Origin of the sequence: Pantoea sp. GbtcB22 (assembly GCF_019091025.1) — a bacterium.
In the GTDB taxonomy this organism is placed as follows: domain Bacteria; phylum Pseudomonadota; class Gammaproteobacteria; order Enterobacterales; family Enterobacteriaceae; genus Pantoea; species Pantoea leporis.
In genome coordinates, this window is the sequence record NZ_JAGXKB010000001.1 from 174733 (window position 1) to 191250 (window position 16518).

Annotated in this window: 15 protein-coding genes; 6 read left to right on the plus strand and 9 right to left on the minus strand. The window is 57.1% G+C overall.

The genetic code is table 11. The annotated features are described in order from the left end of the window. Nucleotides 1-20 precede the first annotated feature (20 nt). Entirely contained in the window at nt 21-1106 is a 1086-nt protein-coding gene (gene chaA, locus KVT28_RS00845; RefSeq protein WP_101764115.1) for a sodium-potassium/proton antiporter ChaA, read from the minus strand. 367 nt (nt 1107-1473) lie between these two features. Here chaA and chaB point away from each other — a divergent pair, with 367 nt between their 5' ends. Together chaB and KVT28_RS00855 are read left to right on the plus strand one after the other, a co-directional pair. Then, nucleotides 1474-1704 (plus strand): putative cation transport regulator ChaB, encoded by a 231-nt coding sequence (gene chaB, locus KVT28_RS00850; protein ID WP_217546371.1) that lies wholly within the window; start codon nt 1474-1476, stop codon nt 1702-1704. 237 nt (nt 1705-1941) lie between these two features. Next, the gene (locus KVT28_RS00855; protein WP_168197458.1) at nt 1942-2613 is read left to right on the plus strand and encodes a gamma-glutamylcyclotransferase; all 672 of its coding nucleotides are present in this window, start codon (nt 1942-1944) and stop codon (nt 2611-2613) included. A 6-nt stretch (nt 2614-2619) separates the two neighbouring features. On the opposite strand, the gene KVT28_RS00860 is transcribed toward KVT28_RS00855, so the two are convergent. From KVT28_RS00860 to KVT28_RS00895, 8 genes are all read right to left on the minus strand, one after another. Next, the gene (locus tag KVT28_RS00860; protein WP_217546373.1) at nt 2620-4038 is read right to left on the minus strand and encodes a serine/threonine-protein kinase; all 1419 of its coding nucleotides are present in this window, start codon (nt 4036-4038) and stop codon (nt 2620-2622) included. Between the two features lie 66 nt (nt 4039-4104). After that, nucleotides 4105-5055, minus strand: a complete 951-nt coding sequence (locus KVT28_RS00865; protein ID WP_110866342.1) for a hypothetical protein — start codon at nt 5053-5055, stop codon at nt 4105-4107. 13 nt (nt 5056-5068) lie between these two features. Then, the gene (locus tag KVT28_RS00870; RefSeq protein ID WP_137385968.1) at nt 5069-5845 is read right to left on the minus strand and encodes a PP2C family serine/threonine-protein phosphatase; all 777 of its coding nucleotides are present in this window, start codon (nt 5843-5845) and stop codon (nt 5069-5071) included. Continuing rightward, entirely contained in the window at nt 5842-6954 is a 1113-nt protein-coding gene (tagH, locus tag KVT28_RS00875) for a type VI secretion system-associated FHA domain protein TagH (RefSeq protein ID WP_217546375.1), read from the minus strand. Before tagH ends, KVT28_RS00870 begins: the two co-directional genes overlap by 4 nt. Before the next feature lie 33 nt (nt 6955-6987). Then, nucleotides 6988-7686, minus strand: a complete 699-nt coding sequence (gene tagF, locus KVT28_RS00880; RefSeq protein WP_110866339.1) for a type VI secretion system-associated protein TagF — start codon at nt 7684-7686, stop codon at nt 6988-6990. A gap of 13 nt (nt 7687-7699) precedes the next feature. Next, entirely contained in the window at nt 7700-9814 is a 2115-nt protein-coding gene (gene tssM / locus KVT28_RS00885) for a type VI secretion system membrane subunit TssM (RefSeq protein ID WP_217547510.1), read from the minus strand. After that, nucleotides 9814-11028 carry a type IVB secretion system protein IcmH/DotU gene (gene icmH / locus KVT28_RS00890; RefSeq protein WP_101764124.1) on the minus strand — a complete coding sequence of 405 codons (1215 nt, stop codon included), beginning with the start codon at nt 11026-11028 and terminating at the stop codon, nt 9814-9816. Before icmH ends, tssM begins: the two co-directional genes overlap by 1 nt. A gap of 84 nt (nt 11029-11112) precedes the next feature. Next, nucleotides 11113-11604 carry a hypothetical protein gene (locus tag KVT28_RS00895; protein ID WP_101764607.1) on the minus strand — a complete coding sequence of 164 codons (492 nt, stop codon included), beginning with the start codon at nt 11602-11604 and terminating at the stop codon, nt 11113-11115. 487 nt (nt 11605-12091) lie between these two features. Here KVT28_RS00895 and KVT28_RS00900 point away from each other — a divergent pair, with 487 nt between their 5' ends. The 4 genes from KVT28_RS00900 to KVT28_RS00915 all read left to right on the plus strand — a co-directional run bounded on the left by KVT28_RS00900 (nt 12092) and on the right by KVT28_RS00915 (nt 16513). Then, nucleotides 12092-13312, plus strand: coding sequence for a nitrate regulatory protein (locus KVT28_RS00900; protein ID WP_101764125.1), 1221 nt, complete (start codon nt 12092-12094; stop codon nt 13310-13312). 264 nt (nt 13313-13576) lie between these two features. Continuing rightward, entirely contained in the window at nt 13577-14830 is a 1254-nt protein-coding gene (locus tag KVT28_RS00905) for a CmpA/NrtA family ABC transporter substrate-binding protein (RefSeq protein WP_110866338.1), read from the plus strand. 11 nt (nt 14831-14841) lie between these two features. Further along, a complete protein-coding gene (gene ntrB / locus KVT28_RS00910) occupies nt 14842-15714 on the plus strand; it encodes a nitrate ABC transporter permease (protein ID WP_217547513.1) in 873 nt (290 codons plus the stop codon). Between the two features lie 10 nt (nt 15715-15724). After that, entirely contained in the window at nt 15725-16513 is a 789-nt protein-coding gene (locus tag KVT28_RS00915; protein ID WP_217547516.1) for an ABC transporter ATP-binding protein, read from the plus strand. Nucleotides 16514-16518: the final 5 nt, after the last annotated feature.

Sequence of the window (16518 nt, forward strand, 5' to 3'; positions counted from 1 at the left end):
ATCTATGCCGACCGCTAGTCTTACAGCATAATCGTCAACAAATACCCGGCAAACAGTGCCAGATGCGCGGCACCGTTTAACACGTTGGTGCGGCCCGTTGAGAACGAGATGTGACACAGGATCAGCACGGCGCTCATGATCACCATCTGCGGTGGCTCAAGGCCGAACACCAATTGCTGGTCGGTCAGGGTAGCGATGATGGTCACTGCAGGCACCGTCAACGAAATGGTCGCCAGCACCGAACCGAAGAACAGATTCATTGCGCGCTGGACCTGATTCATCAGTACCGCTTTGATTGCACCTAAACCTTCCGGCGACAGGATCAACAGCGCCACCAGGAAGCCGGTGAACTGCGCCGGGGCGTTCAGTTCTGTCAGCAGACTCTCCAGGGGATTGGCGTTCATCTTGGTCACGCTAATCACCGCAATCAGATGCACGATCAGCCATGCGGTGTGCCACAACGAGCTGTGCGCAGAAGGCTTACCGTGGTGCGGATCGTCGCCATCATCTTCATGCTCATAAACGAACAGGCTTTGGTGGGTTTTGGTTTGAATCAGCAGGAACACGCCGTACATGGCCGCAGAAATCGCCGCGATGATCAGCGCCTGCGTGGTCGTGAAGTTACCGCCAGGTAACGCATTGGGGAACACCAGCACCAGAATCGCCAGCGGGAAAATGGCGATCATGTACTGTTTTACGCCCGCCAGATTAACGTACTGCGTGGCAAACTTGCGTCCGCCCAGCAGCAGGGCAAAGCCGACTAAACCGGCGGTCACAATCATGATGATCGAGTAGAGCGTGTCGCGCATTAGCGCGGGCGCGGCATCACCGGTGGCCATCAGCGCGGAGATCAGACTCACTTCAAGTATGACGACGGAAAGACTGAGAATCAGCGAGCCATAAGGTTCGCCTAAACGGTGTGCCAGCACGTCGGCGTGACGCACGACGCTGAAGGCGCTAAACAGAATGGCAACTAATGCCAACAGGTTGATGCCGATAACCGGCAGAAGCGCTGTCTGGTTGCCGAAGAAGCTCAGCACCGCCAGCGCAGCAACGGGGAAAATCAGTGAGTACTCGGTATGGCGGGTTTTCTCATGTCCAGGCATTTACCATCCTCTCCGGAAAAAGTACAAAGCAGGCAATCATTGCCTGATAAATATAATGAGTTTTCTGACGTAACGCAGTGTAACTTTTCATCAGCTGTGCTGCTGTGACTTTACGCGATTTTACCAAAAGCGTTTATTATGCATAACACGGCAAAAGAGTGTGTTATCGCTGGATTAACGCCTGTATTCATTATGTTGCATGAGTCACTCACCCAATTAAAGATGAGATTGGTCTGTTTAATCGTCGTATAGGGTGAAGTTTATAGAGGTTTAAACCTGTTTTACGCCATCTGCCAGTGAAAGTACCAGTTTGCGTTTTGACCCAGATGATCCAGACTTAAACCCTGGGTATGAAACAGGAGGAAATATGCCTTATTCATCAAACAAAGAGCTGCCAGACAGCGTGCGTCATGTCCTGCCGGCTCACGCACAAACCATCTATCAAAAGACCTTTAACAGCGCCTGGGACCAATACAAAGATCCCGACGACCGGCGTGGCGATGAGTCGCGCGAAGAGGTGGCACACAAAGTCGCCTGGGCAGCAGTCAAGCATGAGTACTCAAAAGGTGACGATGACAAGTGGCACCCTAAAAACTAGTTTGTTTTGCGGGCCGGTGCGGCCCGCCTCGCACTTTTCCCTTCGCCATTCAAGTTCCTCACCAGGCAGCCGATGCTATTTACACAGAATTTCCCTTTTGTGATCGGGGTCAATCTTGAATGTTTTGTTAAAAATGAATTAATGTCTTCTCTTAAGACGATGCAATGAGCGTCGCCTGTAGACATCAGTTTTGAGGAACCACACCGGCAAGATGTAAGCGTAGTAGAGGAGACCACAGTGTTAACGCGGGAATTTTTGTTAAAAGCAGATTGTAAAACATCGTTTGGCGATATTGATGAAGCGCTGTTCTGGAGCTGTGAAAAGCGTGCGGCATCGCTGTCCGCGACGCTGGCCTGTCGTCCTGACCAAAGCCCGGTGTGGATTTTTGGCTACGGCTCGCTGATGTGGAATCCCATTTTTGAAGCGGCCGAAGTGGCACCGGGTCGTTTAGAGGGCTGGCACCGTGCGTTTTGCCTGCGTCTGATTGCCGGTCGCGGCACCGTAACCGCGCCTGGCCGCATGCTGGCGCTGAAAGAGGGCGGTTCCACCAGCGGACTGGCGTTCCGCTTACCGGAATCGCGTTTGCATGATGAGCTGGAGCTGCTGTGGAAGCGTGAAATGATCACCGGCTGCTATCTGCCAACCTGGTGTGAACTGGAGCTGGAGGATGGACGCAACGTTACCGCGCTGGTGTTTATCATGGATCCGCGTCATCCGCTTTATGAAACCGATTCCTGCCGCAGCACCATTGCGCCGTTGATTGCTCAGGCCAGCGGTCCGCTCGGCACCAACGCACAATACCTCTACGCGCTGGAGCAGGAGCTAGGCAAACGTGGCATGCAGGAAGCGGCATTGACGCGCCTGGCAGCAGATGTCAGAGCGCTGCAGAGTCATTCGGCAGCGCGCTGATACGGATTACTGCGCCGGATTAATCAGCCAGGTTCCCGGCTTATCGATGGTCAGCGATTGGCTATGCACCTGGTTGCCGTTACGCACCTCAATGCGATAGTTCCCCGCCGCCAGATTCAGTGAAGCGAATCCGCTGGAGGAGGGCTTCACATCGCGGGCTTCGCCATTCAGCATCACATTCTCACCCGCCTGCAAACGCAGATAAACCGTCGCCACCGTCGGTGCGCTGCTCGCTACACTGTTGCCTGCTGCGGCAGCAGGCGCAGCGGGCGCGGTGCTGGCGGCAACCGGCGGTGCTTCGCTGTGATGATTCGCTTTCCAAACCACCACCACAACCGCCAGCACCGCAATCGCAGCGGCCACCACTAAACCTGGCGACAAACGACGCACGTTGCGCGGCGTCAAAGGTTCCACGGCAGCAGCAGCATGATTGACGGCCAACACTTGCGGTTCCGGCGTTGCAACACTCGGCTCCACCGGCACAACCGGCTCAGCCACGAGCGGAATAGTGGTGGAGAGCGCTTCGACATCGCTGACCGGCAGATCGATCAAGCTGGCAAAGGCATCAATGCTTTGCGGACGATCTGCTGGCTTCATGGCTAACGCGCAGTCAATAGCGTGCAGCAGCGGCAGCGAATAGCCTTCCGGCTTGCGCTCCACCAGCGGCTGATAGTTATCCTCAATGCAGCGCACCACGCTCACCGGCGGTGCATGGCCGGTGATCAGGTTGTGCAGCACTGCGCCTAGCGCATAGATATCGGTCCACGGACCTTGCTCTATTTCGCCTTCTTCGCTGTACTGCTCAATCGGCGCAAAGCCGGGCTTCAGCATGATCTCGGTTTCATCCGAGAGGTTGCCGATCTCTTTGCGCGCCGAGCCAAAATCAAGCAGCACCGGCAGCTGGTTTTCCTGAATCTGGATGTTATCCAGCGAGATATCGCGATGCAGATAACCGGCGGCGTGGATAGTATCAATGGCGCCAAACAGCGGCGGTAGCAGACGACGGATCCAGTTCTCGTCAATGCTGTCCGGACTGGTGATCTGCCACTCTTTCAGCGTCATGCCGCTGTAATAAAGCGTGCCCATGTAGGCGGTGCCGTTCTCTTCCCAGAAGCGCAGCACGTGCAGCAAGCCGGGATGATTGAAGCGTGCCAGCAGGCGCGCCTCCTGAATAAAGCTATTACGACCGGCGGTAAACAGCTTATGGAAACGCTCTCCGCGCAGTTCCAGCGACATATCCGCCGCACGCACCGCCAACGAGACGGGCATGTACTCTTTGATCGCGATGGTGCGTTCCAGCTGATGATCCCAGGCACGATAAACAATGCCGAAGCCGCCGCCGCCAATCACTTCCTTGATTTCAAATTCATTAAACCGGTAGCCCGCAGGGAGGGCGTTAGGTGTATGGTTTTCGTTTGCCGACATAGTGAACTCTCTGAACACGTCCTGTAGCGCCCCGTCATCACGATGACGGCAGGCAACGACCGCTAATTAATTAATGTTACGCCAGGCACCAATCGCCGGATCGGCGAGATCCGCATGCAGGGTGTCAATCAGTAACACAGTCACTTTTTGCTGTGGCATAAATTGCGGCGACCAAACGCCGCGTAACGTCTCAACCCGCTTTTTCAGCACATCGCTGCCCTGATCGGCGGTTTTGTCCATCTTCACCAGTAGTGTGCCGCTAAAACGCCACACATGCTGTTGTGCATCAAACGGCAGCACTAACCAGCTATCATCGGCATCCGGACGCGTAACAATCATGCGCTGGTTATTCACCGAGACCACTTCCAGCGGCGGACCGCTCATTTTCAAATCTGCAATCGGGTAGCCCTGATAGAAGTTCAGCGCCAGATTATGGGTTTTGCCAGCGCTCATCAGCGTCATTTCGCTCGGGCCTTCCAGCCAGCCTTCGGTGGAGCAGTGCTGATTCGGGTTATCCGGGATAAACAGCGATTCGCCTTTGTCATCCCACCAGGTACGGAAATGGCAGCCGCCCGGCAAGGCAAAGTGCTGCAGCGGCGTGCTATCCGCCGGGCGTGACAAATCGAGCGGCGCGGCATTGCTGGTGGTGGCGCTGGCGGTGGCATCGTTCAGCACGATCGGGCGCCAGTTCTGTAATTTGGCCGCGCTGCCGTTAGCCAGCACGCTGCCCTCTTTATTGGTCATCTGCCACGGCAGTTCATCCAGCAGGCCGCACTGATTCGCCAGCAGCGTACCGACGCGCGGCAGGAAGCTGGTCAGGATGCTGGAGTCGGTGCTTTTGCCCGAGACGATGCGCAGCGGCAGCGTCTCTTTGCACCAGTCGTTGGGCGCTTTGCTCGCCACGTCATCAATGTAGACTTCTAATGACAGGCTCGGGGAATACACCACGCGATAATCTTCTGCCTGCGCATTTACGGCCAGCAACAGGGTTGCGAAGCCCGTCAACCACACTTTCATAAGCATCCTTGGATCAATAACGTGACGGCAGAAAACGTGCCGCATCAGCCTGGGAATAAAGCAGCGTCGCTTCCTGCGGTTCGCCAATCCAGACGGCCAGAGCGCTGAGATTGTCGCTTTTAACACTGCGGTTAACGGCTTGTTCCATCAAAGTCAGCCACTCTTCGCAGGCATTCACCATGCGCAGGGCCAGTTCCATTTCGTGGGTGGTGAGATTGAGCCAGAATCCATCGCTGCAAACCAGAAACGCATCGCCATCGGCCAGCGTAATCACCTCGCTAAAAGTGGCCGGACGGGCAGGCTCAACACCGAGCGCATTATAGAGTAAATTACTGTTAATGCCGGTATTTTCATAGCCCGCCTCGCGTAACTGCTGGGCCAGACTGTGGTCACGCGTCACCTGATTTAGCACCCCATGACGGAAGTGATAAACCCGGCTGTCGCCAGCGTGCGCCCACCATGCGCGCTGTTTTTCGCGGTCGATAAACAGCGCGGCGAGCGTGGTGCTCATACGTGAAAAATTCGGATTGTTTCCCTGTGCCTCAATCAGCACCTGCTGGCAGTGTTCGATGGCGGCGCGCGTGCTTTCAGGGGTGAACGTCGCACTGTGCTGCAGCTGCGTTAGCAGCGTATCGCGCACCAGCTGCGCGGCGATATCACCGCCAGGCAAACCGGCGACGCCGTCACACACCAGAAAACAGGCTTTATGATCGTCCAGCTCGGCGCCGGTACGATCCTGATTTTCGTCGCGCATGCCTTGCTGGCAGCGGCTGGCAAACATCATCTTCATGCGTCTTCGGTCCGCGTTTGAGAATCTTTATATTGATTCACTTCCATATCATAGGCATGCAGGAAGGCTTCGCCGAACAGCGTATGGAAGTCATCCTCAATTTCGCCAGCGGTACGTTGATAGTGGCGTGAGAAGTAATCCCACAGCGCCGCTTTGCGTCCGGTACTGAACGCCATTTTGGGCAGCACGCCATCTTTGCGTGCTTCTTCTTCTAAGCGCTGCGGGTTAAACGATTGCAGCATGGCGGCAATAATGGCGCGGATACCGGCAATCATGCCGAGCTGATGCGCCTGCAAATCCACCAGCGCATCGCGCACCGCCGGTTCCGGCGGCATAAAGCCCGGCATCTGGCTTTGATACATCTGCATCAATACGGTTTTACCGGACGGCAGAATCTTGAACGGGTTATTCGCCTCATTGAGGATCATCGTCATGTCGGCTTTCACGCCGCGCTTGAGGATCGAGCGCGAGGAGAGCAGGGCGACGGTGCCTTGCGAAAACAGGCTCAGCATGCGACCGGTTACGCGCATCTGCTCTTCGGTGATGGTGGTTTGATGGCCGTTGTTCAGCCCCATCCCTTCCAGCAGCGCGGCAATTAGTTTGTCCTGAGAGACGCCCGGCAACATGGCTGGCAGCGTCGGCGCATCGCTTTGCGGATCAATCGCCAGACGCGGATCGTTGCGGCGCTCCTGACGCGCAACCGGCTCGGGAATCACCTCCGACTCCTGCATCATACCGAGCGGGTCGTCGCTGCTGTCGGCAAAGAACGCCAGCGGATCGTCCTGGCGGGCTTTCAGGTTGTTAGGGTCGCGGACTTCGAGCCCATACTCACCGATTTGCAGCGTGTCGCCATCCTGCAACGCCACTTGCGAGCCGCGTTGCAACGCGACGCCGTTCAATACCACCGACGTGACGCTGCCCTGATTGGTCAGGCGGCACTCGCCCTCCGGCGAAAGATGCACCAGCGCCTGCAGACGCGATATGGCGCGCGATTCGTCAGGCAGCACCAGATCGTTATCCTGACTGCGGCCGATGGTGCCGCCGGGCGGTTTAAAGGCTACCGTCTTGGCGGGCACATCCGTATTGCACTGCACAATGGTAAATTGCATGAGTCATCCCGTTAACAAGGCAAACGCCACGGCCTATTCAAACATCGGTGGATAGAGGCCGTTGCGGCCCGGCTGTGCACCAGACGCCGGGTTAAACAATAATGAAAAAAGTTGCGCAGTCAGCGGGCCACTGTGTTTATGGGTGGCATGGCTAAAACCGTCACTGCGATTACTCCACCAGTAGCTCATGTGCTGCTGCGGATCGAATCTGTCAGCCACTTCACGCCAGCTCAGCGTGCAGGGTAAATCATCAAAACCAATCACATCCATGATGTCGCTGCGCTGCGTATCCGGCACCAGCAGCGGTGACAGGCGCTGCATCTGCTGCTCCAGCGCATCGGGATTGAGCCGATCGCGCACCGCGTGCAGCAGCAGCGCGCCCAGTTCCTGAAACCAGTCGCCGGACATCGCCAGCTGCGCGCTGTGCCAGTGGCTCAGCGGGAAGCTGCGCAGCGCCAGTAGCGGCCAGCTGCGGCCCACGCGATCGCACGACGGCAGCAGGCAGCCCATCTGCACCTGCTGACGCAGCGGCGAAAGCGGTAACACAAAATTCCACACCGGCGCACGTAAAAACTGTGCGGTGCTGGCATCGGCTTGCTGATGCCAGTGCAGTAATCCTTGCTGAAACCAGTGGCTCCACGGCGTCACGGTATTTTCGCTCAGACGCTGGCGCAAAAAATCGCCGGTGGCCGGTAACTTGCCGTACCAGCCCGGCGCAGTGTGTGTCGGCATGATTACCTCACCATTACTCACTGTGTCTGGTCAATCGCTGCGAAACAACGTGCGGTGCAATCGCCAGCGTGTTGCTGCTGTCACCGGCATTTTTCAGATTCTCCGCAAGCTTGCGCATCATCAACGCATTGTCACGCGCATACGGCGAAGACTGAATTTGCTGATCCAGCAGCTGGCTCAGATGCCAGTCGAGCTGCTGCAAATCGCGCGCGCTGACATCATCCGGCAGCGTGCGCTGCAGGTTTTGCATCAGCCAGCCACGCAGAAACTCGCCGTCATAATTGCGCGGCTGATAGAGCATCTGATAGGCCCGCAGCGCATTGCGACTGTACTCGTTATCGGTGCCCGGATCGTCACGCAGCAAATTGGTGATCTGCTGCGCCACGCGCGGCAGCAGTAAAGACTTAAGCGCATTTTGATAAAGCGCCCACGCCGCATCGCTGACCTGATTGCCGCGATACAGCCCAACGCGCATGGTAAGCGGTGGATTGTCGAGGGAAAAACGCTCGGAGAGCGGCAGTTTCACCAGGCTATTTAAGAAGGGTAGCAGATCAAAAATATTATCGGCGGGCTGATGGATCACCTGCTGACTCTGGGTGGTGATCGGCGCGAGGCGTTCGGCAACCTGGTCCAGATAACGCTGATTCTGAATATAGCTGGTGAGCCACAAACAGGAGAGCAGCAGCAGTGCGCCGGTCAGCACGCCATAACCGATCCAGTGGAACAAGCGGTTGCGGTATTCCCAATGGCGATTGCTGCCCGCCAGGCCGCTCTCGCGGAACACTAAATCGCTCAGCAAATCGCGGATAAAGAAACTCTGTCCTTTGTTGCCGGGGATCGGACTGCTGCGATCGACGCTATTCCACGCCGCGAGGCTGCTTTCACCGGTATGCGGCAGCTGCAGCTTGCGGTTCAGCTCGCCCATGATGCGGTCAAACGGTAAACCTTCCTGCGTGCCGCTGGTGAAGAACAGGCCGCGCGCCGACCAGGCGATCGGCTCCTGATGGCTGGAAAACACCACATCGAGATACTCATTCAGCAGCGGACGCAACGAACTGAACTCTTGCGGGAACAGGAAGCTGTCGGCGCGCTGGGTGAGATCGCGCTCGCCGGCCATGACGTCGGCCAGCTGCTGCTGTAAACGCTGTTCTAAGTGCTGATATTGCTGGCTGAAGCTGCGGTGCCAGTCGTCTTTATGCGGTTTGCCCGGTTCCCACGGGAAAGTGAAGCCCCAAATCGCATCGCGCTGCGGCTTGCTGAGCGTGCCGTAAAAACTCATAAACCCTTTCAGCAGGTCGGTTTTGGTCACCATCACATACACCGGGAAGTGAATGCCGGTGTGCTGATGCAGCTCCGCCATGCGTTCACGTAGCGCGCTGGCCTGCGCATGGCGCGCTTCGGCTGAATCGGTCAGCAGATCGGAGACGCTGATGGTCATGATCACGCCGTTGATCGGCTGACGGGTGCGATAGCGCTTTAGCAGATTGATAAAACTGTGCCACTCCGCGCCATCGCGCGCGCGTTGGCTCTCCTGCAGCGCGTAACGTCCGGCGGTATCGATCAGCACTGCACTGTCGGTGAACCACCAATCGCAGTGGCGCGTGCCGCCCACGCCGCGAATTGCCGCTTTGCCGAGGCTGTCGGTGAGCGGGAATTGCAGGCCAGCGTTAAGTAGCGCGGTAGTTTTACCGGCGCCCGGCGCGCCAATCATCACGTACCACGGCAGCTGATAAAGGTAGTGACTTTGAAAACGTGCCAGCCAGCTCTGCTGATGACGACGACCAAACTGGGTGCGCTTTAAACGCAGCGCTGCTTCACTGAAGCGCTGCGCCAGCAGGGTTTCGGTGGCCTGACGATCGGATAACTCTTCCTGGCTCATCTGCTGCAGCCGGTTGAGCAACTTGCTATTAAACCAGCCGCGCCACAGTGCAGGAATAAACTGGAACAGCAGCCAGAGCAGATAGAGCAGACCCACCGCTAACTGGCGCGGCAATACCGGCTCGAGCGGGCGCGTATCGCCCCAGCTCCACAGCGGTCCGAGCATCCACAGCACGCAGCTCAATGCCGTGACGCCAATCAGGCTCCACAGCAGGCGATGGGTTAACAGATGTTGCAGTGATGCGCGCATCATTGGCCTCCCTGATGATTGCCGAGGGTTTCCGGTGTCACAAACAGGGTGATTTCCACCCGACGATTGCGGGCGCGGTTTTCATTACTGTCGTTCGGCAGCAGCGGATTGCTGTCGCCGCGACCTTCCGCTTTCACGCTGTGACCTTCCGCGAGCTGCGGATTAAGCAGCTGCATGATGGCGCGTGCGCGCGCAGAGGAGAATTCGTAGCTGGAGGCGAAACGGCCATCGACCGGGCTGTTATCGGTGTACACCGACACCAACACCGTGCCTTTAACGGTTTTCATTGCGCTGGCGACATGCGCCAGCAGCGCCCGTCCCACCTGATTCACCACCGTGCCGTCGCTGGAGAACAGTTTGTCAGCGGGGATGATCACTTTGCTGCCGAACGCGCCGTCGCTCACTTCCAGCTGTCCGGCGGCAATCACATCATTCAGACGTTGATGCAGATCGAGCAGCGCTTGAGGGGAAGTAGGGCGACGTCCTGGCGTGATTTGTGGCAGCGGGGTTTGATAGATGGTGCGCAGCAGCGGTTCGGCGGCGTTGCCGAGTCGCCAGTTCAGCCCGCTGTAAATCAGGCTCGCCACCAGCGTGGCCAGGGTAACGCAGGCCCAGAGCGGCACCATCGGACGCGTCAGGGTGCTGACCAGCGGATGCACTTCCACCAGTGGCACTGCCGGATTGGCGCTCGCCGGGCGATGTTCCGTAATGAGTTGTGCCAGGCGTTTGCGGATGGCTTCACACTGCGCGCGGCCGCTGTCACTGCCGCGATAACGGCCTTCATAACCAAGCAGCAGGCAATAGTGGATCAGTTCCAGCAGCCACAGATGCTGCTGCGGGCTTTGCGATACGCGCGACAACAGCTGGAAAACTTTCTCTCCGCCCCAGCTTTCATTGTGAAAGGTGACCAGCATGCCGTTGCCGGACCACACGCCGCGCGTGCCCCACGGCGTTTGCGCTGCGGCTTCATCCAGCACGCTGCACAGGCAGTAGCGCGCGCCGATAATCATCTCAAAAGGTAAGCCCGCTTGTTTACAGCGTTGTTCGAATTGGCGGATCTCTTCGATCAGTAACTGGCGCAATCCGGCAGGATCGTCATGTGTCGCGGCCTGCCGTATACGTACCACGGCATTCAGGATGGGTGCTGCGGCATTAAGCAAAAGGTTATCATTGCCCGCGACAATGCCATCGCGAGCAAGGGAATCCTGAGTCATTAAATCTTGGTTATCCAGGCAAGGGCGAAAATCACAGCCCGCAGAGCAAGCGCTTCTGCGGGCATTGTGCGCCGGATTGCATTATCAGTCTAAAATCCAGGTCGCGGTATCGTTAGTGCGACAAGCCTTGCTGGCGCCGCCAACGGCCACACAAACCTGTTTGCTGTTGCGGCGGGGGCGCGGACGATCGCTTCGAATGGTCGCGTCGTAACGGCTGCTCTCCACGCCCGCTTTCGGCGGAATATAGCCAATTAACTGGCCGTTAGGCTCATCAGCCACTGCCAGCCAGCTGTGTTCAACACGGCCGAGCACTTCAAACGGTTTGGCGTTATCAAGATAGCGCACTACCTTGCCACCATAATCAGGCGTGGTCATTACCGAGGCAGCATACAGCGCGCGATAACTCTCATTGACCGGCGTGAATTCGCCAGGTGCTGCCACCGCATGACGATGGACCAGTTGGACGCCATTCACTTCACTGGTTACCAGCGTGTCATCTGTAACGGGTGGCGGTGGCGCTTTGCAAGCAGCCAGACTTAATACCGCCAGCAACACAAGCACGAGACTCTTATTCACCATGATCCTCAAATTTCATCAGATTAGCTGCAGAGTAATCTGCGGCACGGGCCGTTAAGGCAGGCAGATTAAGCAGCGAGAAAGCCATCAAAAAAACAGACAGATTACAGAAAGATAGTGCTGAACTAAGTCTACCTAAGACTTTTGAGAATTCAAACCATTGCACCATGAGAAATCCCGTGCTAGCGGGCGAAAAAGCAGCGCAGGCCGATGATATAAAACACATAGTCACGGTGATAGATAAGCTTAGTTAATTTATTCGCTGCAGTTAACGATGCGAGGCAGCGCAACGGCATTTGGTCGCTGTTAGTACCAAACGAAAATGGTAAATAAGATTAATCTATTTGTATGAAGCAAAAAAGATTGCCTTGCGAAACAATTTTCTCAATTTCGGAATTTCCGGGCCCAATTCTGCCACGTTTAAACGCAGCACGGCATGGCTTTTGCTTAACCCTCTGTTTACACCGCTAAACCGCTGGAGAAAGCAATGAATCGGGCTTTGAACTATCTACGTGCTAGCCGCGCCAGCGAGATTGCGAGCCTGCAACGGTTGCTGCGGACCGGCGAACAGATTACCGCCATCAGTGAATTGATCCATGTGCTGCAGCGTGAACGTGGAGCCAGCAATATCTGGCTGTGCTCGGCTGGTCGACTGTTTGGTGAAGAGCTAGCACAGCGCGCTGCGGAGGTAGAACTGCGCGAACAGCGTGCAATGGCGGTGCTGCCGGAAGCAGAGGCGCAGCCCGGCTATAGCCGATTTTGCATGCTGATCGCGACTGCGCTTCAGGCGCTGGACAGTCTGCCGGCGCTGCGTCAGCAAGTACACAGCCGCACCGTGACGCAGGCGCAGGCGATGGATGCGTTTAATCACATCATCTGCACCTTACTCAATCTGGTATTTGAAGCGGCGGATACCGCCAGTGAGCCGGACATCTCGCGTGCGTTAATCGCGCTATTTAGCTTTATGCAAGGCAAAGAGCTGGCCGGACAGGAGCGCGCCACCGGTTCGGCGGGATTCGCTGCCGGTGAATTTACCGAGACGCAACGGCAGCGCATTCAGGTGTTGATCGCTGCGCAGGAGCAAAGCTTTGCGACTTTCAGCCAATTTTCTGATGCGGAAAATCTACAACGCTGGCAGGCGATAGCCGATGCCGGCAGCCAAATTGAGCGGCTAAGACGCATCGCCTGCACCGGCGCACAGTGCGGTGAAAATGGCGTGTTGCAGTGGTTTAGTCTGCTCAGTTCGCGTCTCGATCAGATGAAACAGATTGAAGATACACTGTGCGCCACGCTGATGAATCGCTGTCAGTGTGCGATTGCGGCTGCCCAGCACAGTGAATCTCCGCCGATAGCCATCGGAGAAGAGGCCAGTTTCTCGCTTTATATCGCGGGTGCCAGCTGGCTGTCAGGCGTTGAAACCACGCTGGACAGCAATGGCCTCGCGCCCCAGCTCGGGCGTTCGGTGCTGGCGTTGATCCGTGAGCAGTCGCAGCGTCTGCAGACGCAGGCCGATGAACTCGCCTCGATGCGCGCGTCACTGGATGAACGCAAAATTATCGATCAGGCGAAAAGCTGGTTGATGCAGCAGCACGGTTTCAGCGAGCAGGATGCGTGGCAGGCGCTGCGTAAGAGCGCCATGAACCAGAACAAACGGGTGCTGGAAATAGCCCTGGCGGTGCTGGCGGTTGCCGCCACGCTCAAGGCATAACTCGAAGGAGGTAGCTGCACAAACCCTGTGCGTAGAGTGCGTCAGCGCAGTGCAAAAACGACGCATCATCAGCGCATTTATAGCGCCAGCCTTGATAAAACGGCCTGATATTTTTGGCACAGGTTTTGCAATACCTTACAGACATTGCGCATTTGTTTCGCCAACGGCGGTGAAGCGAGTGCTTTGGATAAAGGCGTCCGGCCCCATGTTTTTGCGACATGCGGGAGGACGCCTTTTTTTATTCTTTTTTTCAGGATGCGCATGATGAGCAAAACGCGGTTCACATTGTCACGACGTCAATTTCTCCTGGGTAGCGCGGCGGTCGGTGGCAGCTATCTACTGCCGGGATTACGCAATGCGGTATGGGCTGCCGGTTCCGATGCGCCCGAAAAGAGCAACATTCGCGTCGGCTTTATTCCGCTCACCGACTGCGCGCCGGTGGTGATGGCGTCAGTAAAAGGCTTCGATAAAAAATACGGTCTGACGCTGCAACCGAGTAAAGAAGCCAGCTGGGCGGCGGTGCGCGACAAGCTCACCGCTGGCGAATTGGATGCCGCGCACGCGTTGTACGGCATGATTTATGGTCTGCAGTTGGGCATTGCCGGGCCTCAGCATGAGATGGCTAACCTGATGACGCTCAACAACAACGGGCAGGCCATCACCCTGGCGAATCAGCTTAAAGATCAGAAAGTTACTGATGCGGCCAGCCTGCAAAAATTAATCGCCAGCCAAGCCAAAGGCAGCTTTACCTTCGCGCATACCTTCCCAACCAGTACACACGCCATGTGGCTCTATTACTGGCTGGCCAACGCCGGTATCGACCCGTTTGAGGATGTGCGCACCGTGGTGGTCCCGCCACCGCAAATGGTGATGAACATGAAGATGGGCAACATGAGTGGCTTCTGCGTTGGCGAGCCGTGGAACCAGCGTGCTATCAGCGACAACATCGGTTTTACCGCCACCACCACACAGCAAATTTGGCCGGATCATCCGGAAAAAATTCTCGCCACGCGCGCCGCCTGGGTGCAAGAGAACCCCAATACCGCCCGTGCGCTGACCGCCGCAGTGCTGGAAGCCGCGCGCTGGATCGATGCCTCCGACGCTAACCGCAAAGAGACCGCGCAGGTGCTGGCCGGACGCGCGTGGATCAACACCAAAGTGGAAACGCTGGAAGGGCGCATGCTCGGTCAGTACGAAAATGGCCTCGGTCAGCGCTGGCAGGACGCGCACGGTATGCGCTTCTTCCGCGACGGTGAAGTGAGCTTCCCGTGGATTTCCGACGGCATGTGGTTCCTGACGCAGATGAAGCGCTGGGGCATGGTGCAAACCGCGCCTGATTATGCAGCAGTGGCGCGTCAGATCAACCGTATTGATATCTACAAACAGGCCGCCAGCGCGGTGGGCGGCATTAGCGTCCCAGCCGGCGAGATGCGCAGCAGCACACTGTTCGACGGCAAAGTATGGGACGGCAGCAATCCCGCCGCTTATGCCGACAGTTTTGCCCTTAAACGCCGTTAAGTGAGGTCATGATGAAATCTGAAGCACGCTCGCTCAATACCGCGCCGATCGCCGCGCCACCGGCGCAGGTGATTGCACTCAAGGTAACGCCCGCACCGCGTCCGGGTCAACGCTGGCTCCGTCCCCTGCTGCAGCGGCTAATCCCCGCCAGTTGCGGCCTGATTCTGCTGCTGTTTGTCTGGCAACTGGCTTCAATGTCCAGTAAAGGCTTCCCCACGCCATATGCCACCTGGCAAGCCGCCGTCACGCTGTTTGCCGATCCGTTTTACAACAACGGGCCCAACGATCAGGGCATCGGCTGGAACGTGGTCGCCTCGCTGCAGCGGGTGGCAATCGGCTTTGGTCTGGCGGCGCTGGTGGGCGTTCCCGCCGGATTCCTGATTGGCCGTTTTACCTTTATCGCGCACATGCTCAACCCGATCATCGCGTTGCTGCGTCCGGTCAGTCCACTTGCCTGGTTGCCGATTGGCCTGCTGCTGTTCCAGCGCGCTGAACCGGCATCAAGCTGGACCATTTTCATCTGCTCCATCTGGCCGATGGTGATCAACACCGCCGAAGGCGTACAGCGAATTCCGCAGGATTATCTCAATGTGGCGCGCGTGCTGCGGCTCAATGAGTGGACAGTGATGCGCCGCATTCTGTTCCCGGCGGTGCTGCCTGCAGTGTTAACCGGTATGCGTTTATCGATGGGCATCGCATGGCTGGTGATTGTCGCTGCGGAAATGCTAACCGGTGGGCTCGGTATCGGTTTCTGGATTTGGAACGAGTGGAACAACCTCAATGTGGAAAACATCCTGATTGCCATCGTGGTGATTGGCGTGGTCGGGTTACTGCTCGAACAGGCGCTGATGTTACTGGCACGCCGCTTTAGCTGGGAAAAATAAGGAGCCGATGATGAATCCAATTATTCGCGTACAGCAGGTCAGCCAGCGCTTCAATACCGCAGGCGGCGAGTTCCTCGCCCTCGATAACGTCAGTTTTGATATCCACGAAGGTGAAACCCTCAGCCTGATTGGTCACTCCGGCTGCGGAAAGTCCACGCTTCTCAATTTGATAGCCGGGCTGACGCAGCCGAGTAGCGGCGTGTTGCTGTGTGACAACCGCGAAATCAGCGGTCCCGGTCCGGAGCGTGCGGTGGTGTTCCAGAACCATTCGTTGCTGCCGTGGCTGACCGCCTACCAAAACGTGGAGCTGGCGGTGCAGCAAGTGTTCAAAGGAAAAATGAGCAAAAGCGAGATGAGCGAGTGGATCGAACACAACCTCAATCGCGTGCAGATGAGTCACGCGCTGCATAAGCGTCCGTCGGAGATCTCCGGCGGCATGAAGCAGCGTGTCGGGATTGCGCGTGCGCTGGCCATGCAGCCGCGAGTGCTGCTGCTGGATGAACCGTTCGGTGCGCTTGATGCGCTAACGCGCGCCCATCTGCAAGACAGCGTGATGCGCATCCAGCAGGAGCTCAATACCACCATTGTGCTGATTACGCACGATGTCGATGAGGCGGTGTTGCTGTCAGATCGCGTGCTGATGATGACCAACGGCCCCGCCGCGCAGGTCGGTGACATTCTCAACATCGACCTGCCGCGTCCACGTTCACGGGTAGCGCTGGCCGACGAGCCGCGCTATCACCAGCTGCGTCAGCGGATTCTGCATTTCCTGTATGAAAAGCAAACGGCTGTGGCGTAAGGGGA

Bases quoted from the DNA above. Each gene is read 5' to 3' on its own strand.
- tagH (WP_217546375.1), bottom strand. From the start codon at position 6,954: ATGCAATTTACCATTGTGCAGTGCAATACGGATGTGCCCGCCAAGACG.
- chaA (WP_101764115.1), bottom strand. From the start codon at position 1,106: ATGCCTGGACATGAGAAAACCCGCCATACCGAGTACTCACTGATTTTC.
- KVT28_RS00860 (WP_217546373.1), bottom strand. From the start codon at position 4,038: ATGTCGGCAAACGAAAACCATACACCTAACGCCCTCCCTGCGGGCTAC.
- chaB (WP_217546371.1), top strand. From the start codon at position 1,474: ATGCCTTATTCATCAAACAAAGAGCTGCCAGACAGCGTGCGTCATGTC.
- KVT28_RS00870 (WP_137385968.1), bottom strand. From the start codon at position 5,845: ATGAAGATGATGTTTGCCAGCCGCTGCCAGCAAGGCATGCGCGACGAA.
- tagF (WP_110866339.1), bottom strand. From the start codon at position 7,686: ATGCCGACACACACTGCGCCGGGCTGGTACGGCAAGTTACCGGCCACC.
- ntrB (WP_217547513.1), top strand. From the start codon at position 14,842: ATGAAATCTGAAGCACGCTCGCTCAATACCGCGCCGATCGCCGCGCCA.
- icmH (WP_101764124.1), bottom strand. From the start codon at position 11,028: ATGACTCAGGATTCCCTTGCTCGCGATGGCATTGTCGCGGGCAATGAT.
- KVT28_RS00865 (WP_110866342.1), bottom strand. From the start codon at position 5,055: ATGAAAGTGTGGTTGACGGGCTTCGCAACCCTGTTGCTGGCCGTAAAT.
- KVT28_RS00900 (WP_101764125.1), top strand. From the start codon at position 12,092: ATGAATCGGGCTTTGAACTATCTACGTGCTAGCCGCGCCAGCGAGATT.
- KVT28_RS00905 (WP_110866338.1), top strand. From the start codon at position 13,577: ATGAGCAAAACGCGGTTCACATTGTCACGACGTCAATTTCTCCTGGGT.
- tssM (WP_217547510.1), bottom strand. From the start codon at position 9,814: ATGCGCGCATCACTGCAACATCTGTTAACCCATCGCCTGCTGTGGAGC.
- KVT28_RS00915 (WP_217547516.1), top strand. From the start codon at position 15,725: ATGAATCCAATTATTCGCGTACAGCAGGTCAGCCAGCGCTTCAATACC.